The following is a 15,029-nucleotide window of genomic DNA, read 5'->3' on the forward strand; positions in this document are numbered from 1 at the left end:
TGCCAAGTCCGTACGGTTTGAGGAGAAGGTATGTTGAAAACAGCGGCTGCTCTTCTAATGGACGCTCCTGTTTCGTTTATAAAATTAAGTACGTCCATTTTAAACTCGACAGAGTGATTTGTATATCTTTTCTGTAAAGCTTGGTAACCATGTTCTTGATATAGAGACACCCATTTCACTACATCCATTTCTCCTACTTGATACCGTTGAGCAATGGTTTTGTACGACTCGACGCCGTCGAGATAGGCTTGTACAGCTTTCAATTTTATTTCTAATGAATATTTAGCCATAGAAAAAGCACCTCCAACTATTGGATTTTAATTTCATGTCCAACAATTGGGGTGCAGTTCAACTTCATCAATGGAGCACAGTTCTTTTTTATGTTGAAAAATCCTTAATGAAGAAAGGAGTATTTTTCCACGCAATATTAAAGATTGAATGATGTAATGGTCTGACCAATTTGACCACAATTTATGAAAATCAGCTAAAATGCTCGATATATAAGGGATAAATGCTGTTTCCTTGACCGCATTTGTGGAACATTGATTGACCACATACTACTTATAAATCGATAGAACTAGATCGAACAGCAGGTACGATAACCCCTTGATTTACCAAACTAAAACCAACTAATCCATACTAGATAATACTACATGTAACTGTTACACTAAACTTTGTGTTTTATAACATTGAAATTATGAAGGAGCATAATCCCTTGATATTAAAGGATTTATGCTCCATGTTTATCATCTAAAAGTTGAATTTGACCACATTTTGACCACCTGTTGTTGAATTATCCTCTTCATCTGTCCTTTCTGGCGGAGATTCCATAATCAAATTGAAATTGTCAGCGAGGTTTTTTTGCATGTTAGGCAGGATATGTGAGTATGTACCTAACGTAGTTCCTATATGGGCGTGGCCGAGTCTTTCGGACACTACTTTTGGATTTTCTCCCATTTGTAAGAGAAGTGTCGCATGACTATGTCGTAGGTCATGAAATCTGATCTTAGGAAGAAATGTATTTTTTATTATTGAATTAAAATCTGCGTTTATGGATGTAGGATATAAAGGGTTTCCTTCATTTGTTGCTACAACTAAATCGTTCTCTTTATACCCTGTCCCCATTTTTAACTTATCTTGATTTTGCTGTGCTTTATGTCTCTTGAGGCAAGTTGCAGCAAATTCTGGTAAGGAAATAATCCTTTTAGAGCGTGTAGTTTTTGGATCGTCAAAGGCAAGCTGGTAATCTACTAGAGTCAATGTTTTATTTATTGTTACTTCTCTTTGATCAAGATCACAGTCTTTCCACTTCAGTGCTAGTATTTCACCCTTACGCATTCCTGTATAGATTGCTAAAACATATACAACATATAATTTTCGTTCCTTTGCTATGGAGAGAAATTTGTTCATTTCGTCCCTAGTCCAGATGGTTGTTTCTGGTGATGGGATGCGAGGTGATTTAATGAGTGATGCAATATCTTTTTCAATCATCCCCCACTCAAATGCTCTTTTAAGTGCCTTCTTCAAAATTGCATGCATGCTCTTGACATATGTGGCCTTGAATCCTTGTTCTAGAATCTCGGTATAAAATTTCTGGATAATCAATGGAGTGAGTTTCTGAAGTTTTATCGTTCCTATTGCTGGTATAATACGTTTTTTTAATATAATCATCTGCGTTTGAAAACTGGATGCTCGTATTTCATGCTTCGAATGATTTTCCATGTACTCAATTAGATATTCCCCTAATGTTGTTTTACTAGGATGAACATACCCTCCATTTTCAAGTAGAGTAATCATTTTGGCGCAAGCCAATTCAGCCTCCTTTTCTTTTTTAAATCCTCCTACGACCTTTTGGATTCTTTTTCCTTGTTCATCTTTACCTATATCGATTGTGAATGAATATGTGTTGCCCCGTTTGCGAATATACCCTCTCATTTCTATTTACCTCCATGTTATTAATCATGTTAAGTGCTCCTGCTTAGACACACTAAACACTGTGTTGCTAAAAGTAAAGCTAATGATTGCCTTTAAATAAAGGAATCATCAGCTTTGTTAAAATGAATTATGTTTATATAAGAAACAAGGTTGTAGATGTTGAGATTGCTATTGATATAAATAGAAACATAAATAAAACTGCACCAAAAAACACATATCGTGATCGTTTAATGTTTTTTACAGTAACTACTTTATTTAAAACAATTGTTCTAATAACGCAAATGAGAACATCAAAGGCTTGAATAACATGTGGAACATTGCGGATTGAATAATGTCCTACGGGCTTTCCTTGGAATGGTTGAATTTGTGTAATTACATTCTTATCGAGTGAGTGCTTTTTTGCTCGTATAAATATCCAGCTAAAAAACAATGCAGCAAATAAAAGGGTAGCGAAAGAGCTTGCTAAAGCAGTAGTAAGCTCTTTAATTATTAGAGCTTTTTCCCAACCTACATATTGTGCAAGCACTTTATAAAATGAATGTATCATATGTTATGTCTCCTTTTGTGTTTTTTTAGATGGGGATTCTAACTCGTACGATTCTCTATAACTAGCGTATGCTGCCTCTATGATGCGTAGTTTGTGTTCTTCTGGCAGACGCTTATTAGATTGAATTTCTGACACGATTTTCTGCAGGTATGGATCTTTTGCTAGCTTCTCGTCTATTGATTCTTCTTTAATTGGCTTTGGCTCATCAATGACACCGAAAAGATAGTCGAGCGATATATTAAAAATGCGAGCAATCCCTACTATGGAAGTACGTTCACGGGGGATCTTTCCTTGCTGTTCGTATCCATGAATGGTTTTTCGGCTCAATTTTAAAAGATCGCCTACTTGTTCTTGCGTTAAGTCATGAGCTAAACGTAGTTCTTTAAGACGTTGCCCAAAAATGTCCATCTTGTTTCACCTTCTCTATATCTGTGTCTCTGTTATGTTACAATACAATGCTCCATATGGGAACTACAATATTGTAATTGGTTCTATTTACCTGTATATAGTTGATTGACGGTATATATTGAATAGGGAATAATAAAGTAATCTCCATTAAGGAGACTATAGGAGGGTTAAATGGATAATATAGAGGACTTTTTAAAGTTCCATCGCAAAAAGGTGGGGTTGACGCAGAATCAGGTGGCTAAGCTAGTAGGAGTTTCAAGAGCATTCTATTCAAATATTGAAGGAGGACGAAGGAGAACACCTTACGAAAAAATATATCAGCTGGCGGAGACTTTAGAGGTGGATGTTGATACCCTTCTATACTTTTACGCTTTTAAGTGGCGGAACTGGAAAGGAGAAGAAGCATTATGAAAAAAGTTGAGGAATATGACTTGATTTTAAGACCGAAAGATATAGCTTCCATCATGAAATTTTCGATACAGAAAGCATATGAAATGATGGAGGAAGCAGGTTTTCCGTTGATTCGTAAAGGCCGCCTGAAGAGGGTACAAAGAGACTCATTTTTCCAGTGGTTGGATCAACAAGAAGAAGTGTCTTCATAAGCAAAGAAAGACTTGCTTGTGCGAGGAACGGAGTATATCATGTGACTGCCCGGAGGGAATGGTACAAAAAAGTTACATACCTAAGAGAGCAATTTTCTTGGAAGGAGTGGAGCGGTTGAATGAGGACATAAAAAAACTCGCTTTTGCAGAAGCGAGCTTTTAAATCAACAATTTGAAAAACAAATGTATGACTAGGATACCAGAAAAACGATCTTTAGACAACTGAATACAGAGGAGACATATTTGTGTTATTACCAACAGAGAAAACTCAGCCTAGACAGAGGTTGGAAGATTACTCCATTTTACTCTACGGTCAGCCGAAAATTGGTAAATCTACTTTTTGTAGTAGGATGGACAACCCCCTATTCTTGGCAACGGAGCCTGGACTAGAGGCACTTTCCTGCTATGAGGTGAAAGTCCCTGATTGGCAAACGTTCGTCAAAGTGTGTGGAGAACTCAGCAAGGGCAACCATCCCTTTAAAACAATTGTGATCGATACGGTCGACAACCTCTGGAAATGTTGTGCCGAATTTATTAAGGAAAAACAGGGGATTCAGCACGAGAGCGATCTAGGATTCGGTAAAGGCTGGCAATTGATTAAAGATGAGTTCTTTAGGGTAATCAGAAAGCTTTCATTACTCCCTTATGGACTGGTGTTCACTAGTCACGTAGAGTCTTCTGAAGTCAAAACCAGAGTGTCCACGATCAATAAAGCAGTTCCGTCCATCCCTAGATCCGGTAGAGATATAGTGCTCGGAATGGTCGATATTATTCTATATGCGGAAAGTGTTAGGACGAATGAGGGATCTATAAGAGTGATTCGAACACAACCTGATGAAAGTTGGGAGGCTGGAGATCGAACAGAGCATGCGTTTGGACGTAAGCTACCTTCTACTCTTCCTCTTAGCTTCAAGAAATTTGAACAAGCATTTTACAACCAGCCTGAAGAAGAAACAGCAGGAGGTACAGACGATGTCGATGAGCCTGCTGAAGGCTAGACTAGAGGCCTTAGAAGACGAGATTTATAGAACAGGCGATGCACTTGTTCAATTTCAATATAGTGAGCAGGAATTACTGAGCCTTGTATCCAGAAAGTTTACAGATATGAGATTCATGATTGATGAAGCAAAGAGCATGCTGGAAGGAGATCTGGATGAGATATCGACCACGGAAACATACACCGTACAGAAAGCGTTATGAGGATGATTGGAACAAGTCCCAATCCGAACACATGCTTAAAATTGGTAATAAGTACTATAGCCTAATTGGAAGCGATCAACGGTTATATGCGACAGATAGACACGGAAGCCTTTTAGGGGCTACTGATAGCGGAGTGTAGAGCTTTATACATATAGATAGGGGCAAGGTCTCCCTATCTATATATAACCTCATAATACGGCAGGTGAGAGTATGGATGGTTGGATTAAGTTGCATAGAAAACTATGCCAAAGCGACCTGTATAAACAGCTGAATAGCAAGCAAAGAGATGTATTTATTGCGATTCTTCTCATGGTAAACCATAAGGACAATCAATGGGAATTCAAGGGAGAAATATTTACTGTAAAGTCTGGACAAGTAGTTACATCCCTTGAAAAAATCAAGGAAAACTGTGGAAATGATGTGTCAATTCAGAGCATCAGAACGGCATTGTTGAAATTAGAAAAGTGGGGATTTCTAACAAACAAATCAACAAAGACGGGAAGGCTTATAACCCTAGTGAATTGGGAGGTTTACCAATCTTCATCAGAAGAGGATCAACAAAGCGATCAACAAACGTCTAACAATCAGCTAACACCTAACAAGAATGTAAAGAATGAAAAGAAAAAAGATAAAAAAGATTATAGTCGCAAACAGAACGTTTACGACGATGAATCCCCCTATATGAAAATGGCACAGTATCTGCAAAAGCAAATCCTCTCTTGGAAGCCCAATGCAAGAACCCCAGATGATCTAAGCAGATGGGCAGATGAGTTTCGAAAGCTGGTAGAGCTAGACAAACGAACCAAGCAGGAAATACGAGATGTAATTGATTTCACTACAGCTGATCCTTTCTGGCAAGCCAATATTTTGTCAGCTAGTAAACTACGAGCGCAATTCGATCAGCTACAGGCTCACAAAGCTAGAAAGAGTCAACCAGCTCAAGTAGTTAGCCTGAAAGACGAGAGAGAGAAAAAACAGATCAAGAGCTTTAATACGCAGAAGGCAGTAGGACAATTTGTCCAAGCTGGATTTGATCCAGAAGCAGACAGAGACTTACTCGAAAAATGGCTGAGCGGAGGAATAGAGTTACATGACTTACACGAATATCGACTTTAGACAGGCGGACGCTGAAAAATCCATACTCGGTGCGATTTTGCTAGATGACAGAGTAATGGATGATCTGGCTATACAGCTAGAGCCGAGGGACTTTTCCATTCGAGCGCACCAAATTCTCTACACCGTCATGAAGCACATGCACGAGAGTGATCGAGCGATTGATTTGGTTACCCTCACGGATCGATTGCAGACATACGGAAAGCTGGATCAATCAGGTGGAGTAACGTATATGACGGAGCTAGCATCCGTTACACCTACTGTACACAATGCAAAACACTACGCTGAAATTGTACATCGTCATGCTGTAAAGAGACGAATCATCGAGCTAGGAGATCGGATAACATCCATCGCAACTGAGGGAGAATTTTCCGAAGAAGAGGATATGCTACAAGCCATTGAAAGACTATCGGATTCCATTAGACCAGAGGGAAATGGCGAACTCGTCTCGATTACAGATGCTCGCCAAGAATACTTTGATTACCTCGCTCGGAAAGACGACTTAATCCATACGGGATTCCCTAAGTTTGATGAATGGATGGGCGGACTAGGGCGAGGCTGGCTATACATACTGGCCGCCAGACCATCGGTTGGGAAAACAGCAAAGATGTTGCAAATGATCCAAGGAATCGCCACACAGGGTAAAGGACAATGTCTAGTATGGTCACAGGAAATGAAACGCCCACAGCTCTTTAACCGTATGTTATCCAGCTTGACAGGGGTGAGTGCGAATCGGATTCGCCTTAAGAACCTATCGGAGGGTGATATGAAGCACTTACGAGAAGGCTATGATGCGCTAGAAATGCTCCCGATCTCCATAGCCGATGCAAAAAATGTGACCATTGATGAGATCCGAGCAGTAGCCAGACAGCAGAAACGAAAGCACGGACGTATTGGAGCCATTTTTGTGGATTACTTGGGGATCATGAACATCCCCACCAAGAAGGGCGAAACAAGGGCACAGGCGGTAGGGGAGGTAACCAAAGCGGCGAAACATCTAGCCATAGAGATCGATTGCCCAGTAATCTTGCTATGCCAGATGAGCAGAGAAGGGAAAAAGGCAATTAAACCATCACTTGAGCATCTGCGAGAGTCGGGTTCAATCGAGCAAGATGCCGATCTGGTGGAATTTCTCTGGGAAGATCCAGAGGATACCGATCCAGGTAGAGACCACATGGGAGCGAAAGTAATTCAATCGGTAATAGCTAAGGGACGGGACATCGGAGTAAATGAATTCCGCTATGCCTTTAAAGGCTGGATTCAACGATTCGATGAGCTATAGATTATGACTAATATTGAATTACAACAGCGATATGAAGAGCTAGAGACACGAATTCATCGAGGGGCGGATTATCAAGATAATCCGTTTCTCTCTGGTGAAGAATGAGCGAGGGCTGACAGCCTGTACGATGAGCTTTGTGCAATACATACGAATACAAAAGAAGATGAAAGAACGGGGCATGTGGTGAGTGGAGGGATGGCATGTTACATTTCACGGTTAAGGGACGAGCTGTTCCTTACACAAGAATGACACGTCGGGGAAAATACGTGAGGACAGATGCCCAGAGATACTTAGCTTATCAAGAGATTGTCCAGCTATATGCGAGGCAAGCGATGGCAAGAGAGAACTGGCAATGCATCCCGAAGAAAGTCCCGATTGAGTTCGGCTGCAAGGTATACCTCAAAGGCGGTCTAGATGGTGATCTATCTAACTATGTAAAGGGAATCGAGGACGCACTCAATCGGCTTGTGTACGAGGATGACCGATATATAGTGAGATATACAAAAGATACGGAGAAAGTATTTGTGGATCATAAAGACGATGAACGGGTAGAGGTCTGGGTTCAGATTGCTAGTTAAGGCTTACAGGTTTCTGGAGGTGCAGAGGTGAGTGAGAAAACCAAGTTATCGGAAAGAAGTGGAACGCAGACTTAGAAAGTATCCTATCCTAAAAGTAGCTGTAGAGGATCTTCGATATCAATATCCTTCTTGCACCTCTAACTATGGTGAACCCATGCACGGAGGTCAGAAAGAATACATATCAAGCACAGAGAAATATGCGGTGCAACGGGCAGAGAAAGAATTGGAGTTAAAGAGGATTGAGCAGGCTTTGAAAATATTAAATGAGGACGAGAGGCAATTGGTAGAAGAGCGATACTTCACTCGTATACGAATGAATGATGAGGTTGTGTGTGATCGGATCGGTTGGAGCAAGCGGAGCTATTATCGGGTTAAGAGAGGGGCAATCGAGAAGATAGCATATACTTTAAATCTCATTTGACATGATACTATCCATTTTCACGAATAGGTGATAAGAAGTGGCTATAATTTAAAAGATACACAATCTTATTATTCATTATTAAATAGTGAAAAAACTTCAATTTTGTTATATAATATAAGATAAATATATTCATATAGAGCATGTAAACCGATGAGGGCAGGTATCCAACTGCCCTCTTTTGCTGGAGTTGGGGGGAGATAACATCTATGAGAAACAAAGCAATGAAATTTATATTAATTATGATGATCACTTTATTAGTATTGGGATTAGGAATTGCAGGAAATGGGACGACTGTGCAAGCAGTTGATTTCAATATAGACAACATCAAAATTGACTCTCATTTCCCGACCGATCTTGCGGGTGAACCCGAGACCAAGGTGTCGTGGTGGGACAAAGCAGGAGATTGGGTTAGTGACAAGTGGAATGGTTTCACGGATTGGTGCGGTGAGCTGTGGGATGATGTAAATAATATCTTGGACGATCTAGGTGCTAAAATCAAAAGTATTAAGGATACTTTATGGGAATGGGGATTGACAATCGGGGCTGGTGTTACCTTAGCATGGGCCATATTAAAGAAGCAGTTTCCAATGTTAAAAGTGTTGGAATGGGCAGCATACTTCCTTAAAGGTGTGTTACGAGGATTGGCAGACATGCTCATCGGGGTCTTTGACTTAGCGCTAGGAGCTGTAGGACTCCTAGGATATGTCATTCTAAACCCTAGGGAGTCATGGGACAAGCTCAAGCATTGGGCTACACACCCGGGCGAAGTTTGGGATAATATATCCAATGCAGCGAGAGGGATCTGGAAAGAGATAACCGAGTCATGGGATCGTATGGTAATCAACGGTGATGGGAAATCTCGTTCAGAGTGGTTCGGATATGCATTTTCACAACTTCTTGGGTTGAAAGGTGTAGATAAAGCAGGGAAGGCAGGCAATGTTGTTTCGAAGTCAGGTGGCCTCTCTAGTAAGTTTCCTTTAACAAGTAAAGCTTTTGATGCAATCTCTGACTCATTAACCGGGTTGGGTGACAAAGTAAAGTCATTCGGCGATAATCTATTCGGTAGTGGCAAGAGAATCCTTGCTACCACGACAGCCGGTGCGGTTGCAGTAACAGGGCTTACATTTGCTTGGCCGAAGATCGAGCCATTATTAATGAAGTTCAAGGACTGTGTAGCCATACAACAGCAGGATACAGGGCATTATGTGGCTTCCATTCAGTTACCTCTGGCCAAATTGTTTGACTGTCATGTAGGCAAGGATAGCGATATAAAGTTACCTGATGGGTCTGGGAAAACAAACAAGATTGCCGAAGTAGATCCATACATACGTGAGCGTATAAAAGAACAGAACGTAGAAAAATACGGAAATGAACCATCATCAAATAAAACATGGTCTCCTGATCCCAATATGGGTAAGATAGTTGAGAAGAACGGCGGCAAGAAGTATATAACATATTACGATGGCAAAACAGAACGAGCTATTTTAAAATCAGAGTTTGCAGGTTCTAAGGCACCCATCACTGTGAATGGTAAAAACTATGAAGTTCCTTTTGATGAGAGTGGATTCCCTGACTTCGCTGAGTGGACAGGTTATGAATCACAGTTAAGTGTGGATCAATATTTACTTTCAGATCCTCAACAATTTAAATTGCTTTCGAAAAGAGTGTCAAAAGATATCGAGCGAGATGAGAATATAAAAAAAGAAATTGATGACACCCTCTTTGATGTTTTAAACAATGGTGTAGGAGATAGAAATACAAACGGTGGGAAAAAACTAAACACGTTCTTGACCAATAATCCAACTCTGAAACAAAAAATGTCTGATTCGGAGTTTAATGATATCATTTCTGGTAAAGGGTCAAAAAGCTTTCAGGAAAGATTAGCAACTGATAGAGATATGAAAGAGGAATTCTCAAGAGCTAATCGAGAATGGATAAAGAGGGGAGAAGATCCAGTCGGTTATACATGGCATCACAACCAGAGTGAGGGTAGAATGCAGTTAGTGGAGTCGAAAGTCCATGGTGCTGTAAGACATACTGGAGGACGTCCAACTTGGGGTGGGCATAATCGTTAAGGAGAGGTAACTGAATGGAACAAGAGATGAAAGAACTAGTCACTAAATCAATTCGTGAATCACGAGATGAAGTTCTCAACCACTTCAAGTTTATAATTCATGAGTATCCCTATCATCCGGATACCAAATTTTTTCTTTTGGATTTACAAGGACATAGTGGAGACTTTGGTGTAGCTGTTTCAGCTATGGGGGATTGGGGACACCAGCTCTTTAAGAATGCCCATGGTGAACCTGATAATGATCTAGTTGGATTTGGGATCAGCTCGATGTCTGGACTATCTAGAGCCGAAATAAGAGAAGATATGGATCTAGTAGATGACATTGACTCTTTCACCAAAGACTATATACCAGTTTTTCTCCAAGAGTGTTTTAATGAAGTAGGTGGGAAGGAATCAAAATTTCCTTTCTATCTACACTATAATAATGGAGATGTATATGATTTTATGGCAGAGGAATTCCCGGACTATATAGAAGGACTGGATGCATAAATTAGAGCTATATATTTTAACTTTAGGCAGGCCCTCGGGCTTGCTTTTTTAGTTTGGTCTGAAGTTTGTCTGAATGCAAATATAACTTCCGATGCCTATATAGTTATGGAGATGGATATGGTCGGAAAACTGGCAGTTTTTTGGCAGTAATTCGGCATCAAATGATAGTGAAATCACGATAAGATAGTAAGTGCGAAATAGTATCAAATCATGTTTGTTTCCCCTTGTTATATATATCAATTTGGTCGAGTCTAAGGGCTTGGCCATTTTTTATAGGTGATAAAAAGTGAAAATACAAAGTGTATCGATTAACCAGATCAACCCAGCTACATACAATCCAAGACTCGATCTAAAGTCGGGGGATCCGGAGTATGAGAAGCTGAAGAAATCAATAGCGGAATTTGGCTTTGTTGAACCTCTGATTTGGAACTCCCAAACGGGTAACCTAGTTGGCGGTCATCAGAGATTGAAAGTATTGATTGAGCAGGGAGTTACCGAAGTGGAGTGTTCGGTAGTCGATCTGACCGAAGAAAAAGAGAAGGCATTGAATATTGGTCTGAATAAAGTAGGTGGCGATTGGGATTTTGATAAGCTCGCACGCCTATTGGATGATATACAGTTGTCAGGGATAGATATGGACTTGACTGGTTTTGGCGAAGAAGAAGTCGATCAAATCCTGAGTGACTTTCTATCGGGTATGGAGCCAGAGGAGGATGATTTTGATGAGGAAGAAGCTATAGATCAGATTGATGATCTTGTCACACAAACAGGTGATATCTGGTTACTAGGTAATCATCGCTTGATGTGTGGGGATGCCACTATGATTGATGATGTAACGAAGCTGATGGATGGCCAGAGAGCTAATATGGTCTTTACTGATCCGCCATATAACGTTTCGTACACGGGTAAGACATCGGAAGCACTCACTATCCAAAATGACTCTATGAACGATGATGAATTCTACCAGTTTTTATATCACGCATTCTCAAACATGTGTGCCGTCACCGAAGAAGGGGGCGGCATTTACATTTGCCATGCTGATACGGAGGGGGTTAACTTCCGGAATGCCTTAAAGAATTCGGGCTGGGAGTTAAAGCAATGCTTGATATGGGTGAAAAACATGATCGTACTTGGAAGATCCGACTACCATTGGAGGCATGAACCGATTCTGTACGGTTGGCGATCTGGAGCATCACATAACTGGTATGGAGATCGGAAGCAGTCGACCGTCTGGGAAGTGGACAAGCCAAATCGAAATGGTGAGCATCCAACTATGAAGCCCATTGCGATCCCAGCGAAGGCTATCCAAAACTCCTGTAAGCCACGGGGGATTGTACTTGATTTATTCTCTGGATCAGGCTCCACATTACTAGCCGCAGAGCAAACGGATCGAGTTTGTTATGGGATGGAGTTAGATCCAGTTTACTGCGATGTGATTATTCGAAGATGGGAAGAATTCACTGGACAGAAGGCGACTAGATTATCGGGGGAAGATAATTATTCCAACGCAGTAAAAGCAAAGGTACCCACAAATGAGAGTACTTGATCTATTTTCGGGAATTGGTGGATTTAGACTTGGAATGGAGCAAGCAGAACACGAAACAGTAGGTTGGATTGAAATGGATAAATTTGCTCGGCAATCCTATCAAGCGATCCATCAACCAGAAGGAGAGTGGACACATGATGATATCAGAACAGTCGACTATAGAGACATCCCAAAAGCAGACAGCTGGACGTTTGGATTCCCTTGCCAAGATATATCCGTGGCTGGTAAGAGAACTGGATTTAAAGGAGATAGATCAAGCCTGTTTTTCACAGTTACAGAGCTTCTTCGAAAGATCAAAAAAGAAGATTCCAGTCGACTCCCTTCCTATATCATCGCTGAGAATGTTAGGAATTTTTTATCGATCAACGGCGGATGGGACTTCCTCTGTGCCCTCTCTGAGCTGGACCAAATTGGGTATGACTGTGAATGGCAACTTCTCAACTCAAAAAACTTTGGAGTCCCCCAAAATCGACAGAGAGTGTTTATTGTGGGACATCTTAGAGGTAGACGTACCAGAAAAGTATTTCCTATCGAGAGAGCAAACACAGAAGTTACTCTCCAACAAATTATAGGTGGTCGACAAGGAGCGAGGGTATACGATCCGACTGGTTTATCCTGTTCTTTAAATTCATCTGGAGGAGGATCAGGAGCGAATACGGGGTTATATTTGTTTACTAAGAATAAAGGCAACCTTGTTTCAAGGAGCTCATTCACCTGTCTGGATGCCAGCTATCACAAAGGGATTGATGACCATGGAGCAAGGACGGGTGTGATGGAAGTGAGACCTATTCTAACACCAGATCGAGAGATAAAAAGACAAAATGGTCGTCGGATGAAAGAATCGGGTGAACCCATGTTTACACTTACTGCTCAAGACCGCCATGGTGTTGTATTTTCTAGTGGCGATAGTATCTCACGAACAGTTAGAACGGGTGGGCGAAGTTCACTCGACGCTAAGCATACATGGGATATTGTTCAGGACCGAAATTATCGAATCCGTAAGCTTACTCCACGAGAGTGTTGGCGATTGCAAGGGTTCCCTGATTCGGCTTTTGACAGGGCAAAGGAAGCAGGTATATCAGACACTCAATTATATCGGCAGGCTGGTAATGCAGTTGCCGTTCCTATTATCTATGAGATGGGAAAGAGGATGAATATAGATAATAGATAGCTTCAGAAAATGAAGGAGGAGGGGAAGGTGTCTAACCAAGGAAGAGGACGACCCATCGGTACAAGCAAGTTGACCCCTGATATACAACGGAAAATTTGTGATGCTTTACGAATGGGGAATTATATCGAGACGGCATCGGCTTTCGCAGGGATTCACAAGTCTACGCTCTATGACTGGTTGAAAAGGGGAGCAAATGCACCGACCAATAATCAGTATAGGAAGTTTGCAGTGGCAGTGGAGAAAGCTATGTCCGAGGCAGAAATGAGGGACGTGGCCTTGATTGCACAGTCAGCCAAGACAAATTGGCAGGCGGCGGCATGGCGATTAGAGCGGAAGTATCCAGCTAGGTGGGGGCGGAGGACTCAACACGAGATATCGGGTAAGGATGGTAATCCTATCGAGGTATCTAGCCCGAAACAAATGTTGGTTGAGAGATTGGAGCAATTGGCAAAGAAGAGAGAAGAGAAGCCCTAGCTAGTTTACAAGCTAGGGCGTGAGATAGCCTTTTAGAAATTAAAGACATTCTATAATGGCGAGGAGATTTCCTTGACCCATTAGATGAGGTTCAAACATAGCTATCGGGATACCTGACTTTAGAATAATCATGCCACTCGCATCATTCTTGGCGTGTACGATGGTGAGGTCTCGGAAGATATATCCGTCATAGTCCTCATCGTAAATGGCTTTGGTCAGCTCTTGGTAATTTTCGCATTCAAGGAAATTGAAGTCAGTCATTGCCGTTTCTTTCATTTAGCATCATCCCTTCTATTTGTTCTTGCATGTGACACCATAGCTCTGAATGCAGGAAACAGCAAGGGAATTAGGCGAACAGACACAATGGAGACGAATAAAGCTGGACGAACGAAAAAAGCCCCGAAGGGCTAGGGAATTTCTTTATTTAGATTCTTGGTCAATTAGCTCAAGTCGTAATTGTTCTAGCTCCTCTGGGATATCGAGGAATTCGTGCGGATATTCCTTTGCGAGATTGATAGGGCAGGAGGTCATTAAATGTTGTAAAAAGGTGATTTGCTCTTTCGTGATATACCAATTTATACCCTTTTCTACTTCATATTCGGTTGGCTGGATGTTTTTCATTGTTGTCATATCCCCTTAATTTGTCATATTTAGTATTAATTTCTAATACACTCACATGTTACCTCGTTAACTCATTAAAGTAAACGGTTTTTCATTCATTATTCGTAAGAAAATAAGGAGGCAGACGCACGTTGGACAAGAGTTTAGCCATCCTTATAAGTCAACTTCCAATTCATGAAAGAAAAGAATTACTAGACGGTCTATCCGATCAGGAAGCAAATAATATCCTTTATAGTTGGGAGTTTTGGGCAAGGCCAAACCAGCTACCACCAACAGGAAACTGGCGGACATGGCTCCTGCTTGCTGGACGTGGCTTCGGAAAGACTCGCACGGGGGCTGAGTATGTCATTGATCAAGTCCGATCAGGTAGGGTAAAGAGATTGGCTCTCGTAGCCCCCACGCCAGCTGATGCGAGGGATGTCATGATTCAAGGGGAGTCTGGGATTCTTACTATTAGTCCCCCTTGGTTTATACCGACTTATTATCCCTCCAAGCGACGTGTAGAATGGCCGAACGGAGCGATAGCCACCATTTTCTCAGGGGCGCATCCGGAACAATTGCGTGGTCC

General features: G+C 41.3%; 20 protein-coding genes. 14 read left to right on the forward strand and 6 right to left on the reverse strand.

The window, feature by feature from the left end:
• The 4 genes from BT147_RS14545 to BT147_RS14560 form a co-directional block, all read right to left on the reverse strand.
• Positions 1-290: helix-turn-helix domain-containing protein (locus BT147_RS14545; protein ID WP_143187890.1), on the reverse strand; the 290-nt coding region annotated here is incomplete at its 3' end.
• 460 nt (positions 291-750) lie between these two features.
• A complete protein-coding gene (locus BT147_RS14550; protein WP_072336971.1) occupies positions 751-1,935 on the reverse strand; it encodes a site-specific integrase in 1,185 nt (394 codons plus the stop codon).
• A gap of 133 nt (positions 1,936-2,068) precedes the next feature.
• Positions 2,069-2,482, reverse strand: a complete 414-nt coding sequence (locus BT147_RS14555) for a hypothetical protein (RefSeq protein WP_072336973.1) — start codon at positions 2,480-2,482, stop codon at positions 2,069-2,071.
• 3 nt (positions 2,483-2,485) lie between these two features.
• Positions 2,486-2,890 (reverse strand): helix-turn-helix domain-containing protein, encoded by a 405-nt coding sequence (locus BT147_RS14560; protein WP_072336975.1) that lies wholly within the window; start codon positions 2,888-2,890, stop codon positions 2,486-2,488.
• A gap of 171 nt (positions 2,891-3,061) precedes the next feature.
• On the opposite strand from BT147_RS14560, the gene BT147_RS14565 reads away from it, so the two are divergent.
• The 13 genes from BT147_RS14565 to BT147_RS14625 all read left to right on the forward strand — a co-directional run bounded on the left by BT147_RS14565 (position 3,062) and on the right by BT147_RS14625 (position 13,840).
• Positions 3,062-3,301 carry a helix-turn-helix domain-containing protein gene (locus BT147_RS14565; RefSeq protein ID WP_072336977.1) on the forward strand — a complete coding sequence of 80 codons (240 nt, stop codon included), beginning with the start codon at positions 3,062-3,064 and terminating at the stop codon, positions 3,299-3,301.
• Positions 3,298-3,492, forward strand: a complete 195-nt coding sequence (locus tag BT147_RS14570; RefSeq protein ID WP_072336979.1) for a helix-turn-helix domain-containing protein — start codon at positions 3,298-3,300, stop codon at positions 3,490-3,492. The genes BT147_RS14565 and BT147_RS14570 overlap by 4 nt, the downstream gene beginning before the upstream one ends.
• A 245-nt stretch (positions 3,493-3,737) precedes the next feature.
• On the forward strand, positions 3,738-4,490 hold the full coding sequence (locus BT147_RS14575; protein WP_072336981.1) for an ATP-binding protein: 753 nt from the start codon (positions 3,738-3,740) through the stop codon (positions 4,488-4,490).
• A complete protein-coding gene (locus BT147_RS14580; RefSeq protein ID WP_072336983.1) occupies positions 4,465-4,692 on the forward strand; it encodes a hypothetical protein in 228 nt (75 codons plus the stop codon). The genes BT147_RS14575 and BT147_RS14580 overlap by 26 nt, the downstream gene beginning before the upstream one ends.
• Before the next feature lie 210 nt (positions 4,693-4,902).
• Entirely contained in the window at positions 4,903-5,808 is a 906-nt protein-coding gene (locus BT147_RS14585; protein ID WP_072336985.1) for a phage replication protein O, read from the forward strand.
• Complete coding sequence (locus BT147_RS14590) at positions 5,783-7,087, forward strand: replicative DNA helicase (RefSeq protein ID WP_072336987.1); 1,305 nt, start codon at positions 5,783-5,785, stop codon at positions 7,085-7,087. Before BT147_RS14585 ends, BT147_RS14590 begins: the two co-directional genes overlap by 26 nt.
• Positions 7,088-7,287: 200 nt before the next feature.
• Positions 7,288-7,665, forward strand: a complete 378-nt coding sequence (locus BT147_RS14595) for a RusA family crossover junction endodeoxyribonuclease (protein ID WP_072336989.1) — start codon at positions 7,288-7,290, stop codon at positions 7,663-7,665.
• 31 nt (positions 7,666-7,696) lie between these two features.
• Positions 7,697-8,086, forward strand: a complete 390-nt coding sequence (locus tag BT147_RS14600) for an ArpU family phage packaging/lysis transcriptional regulator (RefSeq protein WP_072336992.1) — start codon at positions 7,697-7,699, stop codon at positions 8,084-8,086.
• 206 nt (positions 8,087-8,292) lie between these two features.
• Positions 8,293-10,161 carry an HNH endonuclease gene (locus BT147_RS14605; protein ID WP_072336996.1) on the forward strand — a complete coding sequence of 623 codons (1,869 nt, stop codon included), beginning with the start codon at positions 8,293-8,295 and terminating at the stop codon, positions 10,159-10,161.
• A gap of 14 nt (positions 10,162-10,175) precedes the next feature.
• Positions 10,176-10,649, forward strand: a complete 474-nt coding sequence (locus tag BT147_RS14610) for a hypothetical protein (protein ID WP_072336999.1) — start codon at positions 10,176-10,178, stop codon at positions 10,647-10,649.
• Positions 10,650-10,935: 286 nt separating this feature from the next.
• Positions 10,936-12,195, forward strand: coding sequence for a site-specific DNA-methyltransferase (locus BT147_RS14615; RefSeq protein ID WP_072337002.1), 1,260 nt, complete (start codon positions 10,936-10,938; stop codon positions 12,193-12,195).
• On the forward strand, positions 12,182-13,366 hold the full coding sequence (locus BT147_RS14620) for a DNA cytosine methyltransferase (RefSeq protein ID WP_072337005.1): 1,185 nt from the start codon (positions 12,182-12,184) through the stop codon (positions 13,364-13,366). Before BT147_RS14615 ends, BT147_RS14620 begins: the two co-directional genes overlap by 14 nt.
• Positions 13,367-13,393: 27 nt before the next feature.
• Positions 13,394-13,840, forward strand: coding sequence for an IS630 transposase-related protein (locus tag BT147_RS14625; protein WP_072337007.1), 447 nt, complete (start codon positions 13,394-13,396; stop codon positions 13,838-13,840).
• 39 nt (positions 13,841-13,879) lie between these two features.
• On the opposite strand, the gene BT147_RS14630 is transcribed toward BT147_RS14625, so the two are convergent.
• A complete protein-coding gene (locus tag BT147_RS14630) occupies positions 13,880-14,116 on the reverse strand; it encodes a hypothetical protein (protein ID WP_072337010.1) in 237 nt (78 codons plus the stop codon).
• A 144-nt stretch (positions 14,117-14,260) separates the two neighbouring features.
• Entirely contained in the window at positions 14,261-14,461 is a 201-nt protein-coding gene (locus BT147_RS14635) for a hypothetical protein (RefSeq protein ID WP_072337013.1), read from the reverse strand.
• A 131-nt stretch (positions 14,462-14,592) separates the two neighbouring features.
• On the opposite strand from BT147_RS14635, the gene BT147_RS14640 reads away from it, so the two are divergent.
• The coding region (locus BT147_RS14640; RefSeq protein WP_177239861.1) for a terminase large subunit domain-containing protein at positions 14,593-15,029 on the forward strand (437 nt) is incomplete at its 3' end.

The organism is Thermoactinomyces sp. DSM 45891, assembly GCF_900119485.1.
Classification (GTDB): Bacteria; Bacillota; Bacilli; order Thermoactinomycetales; family Thermoactinomycetaceae; genus Baia.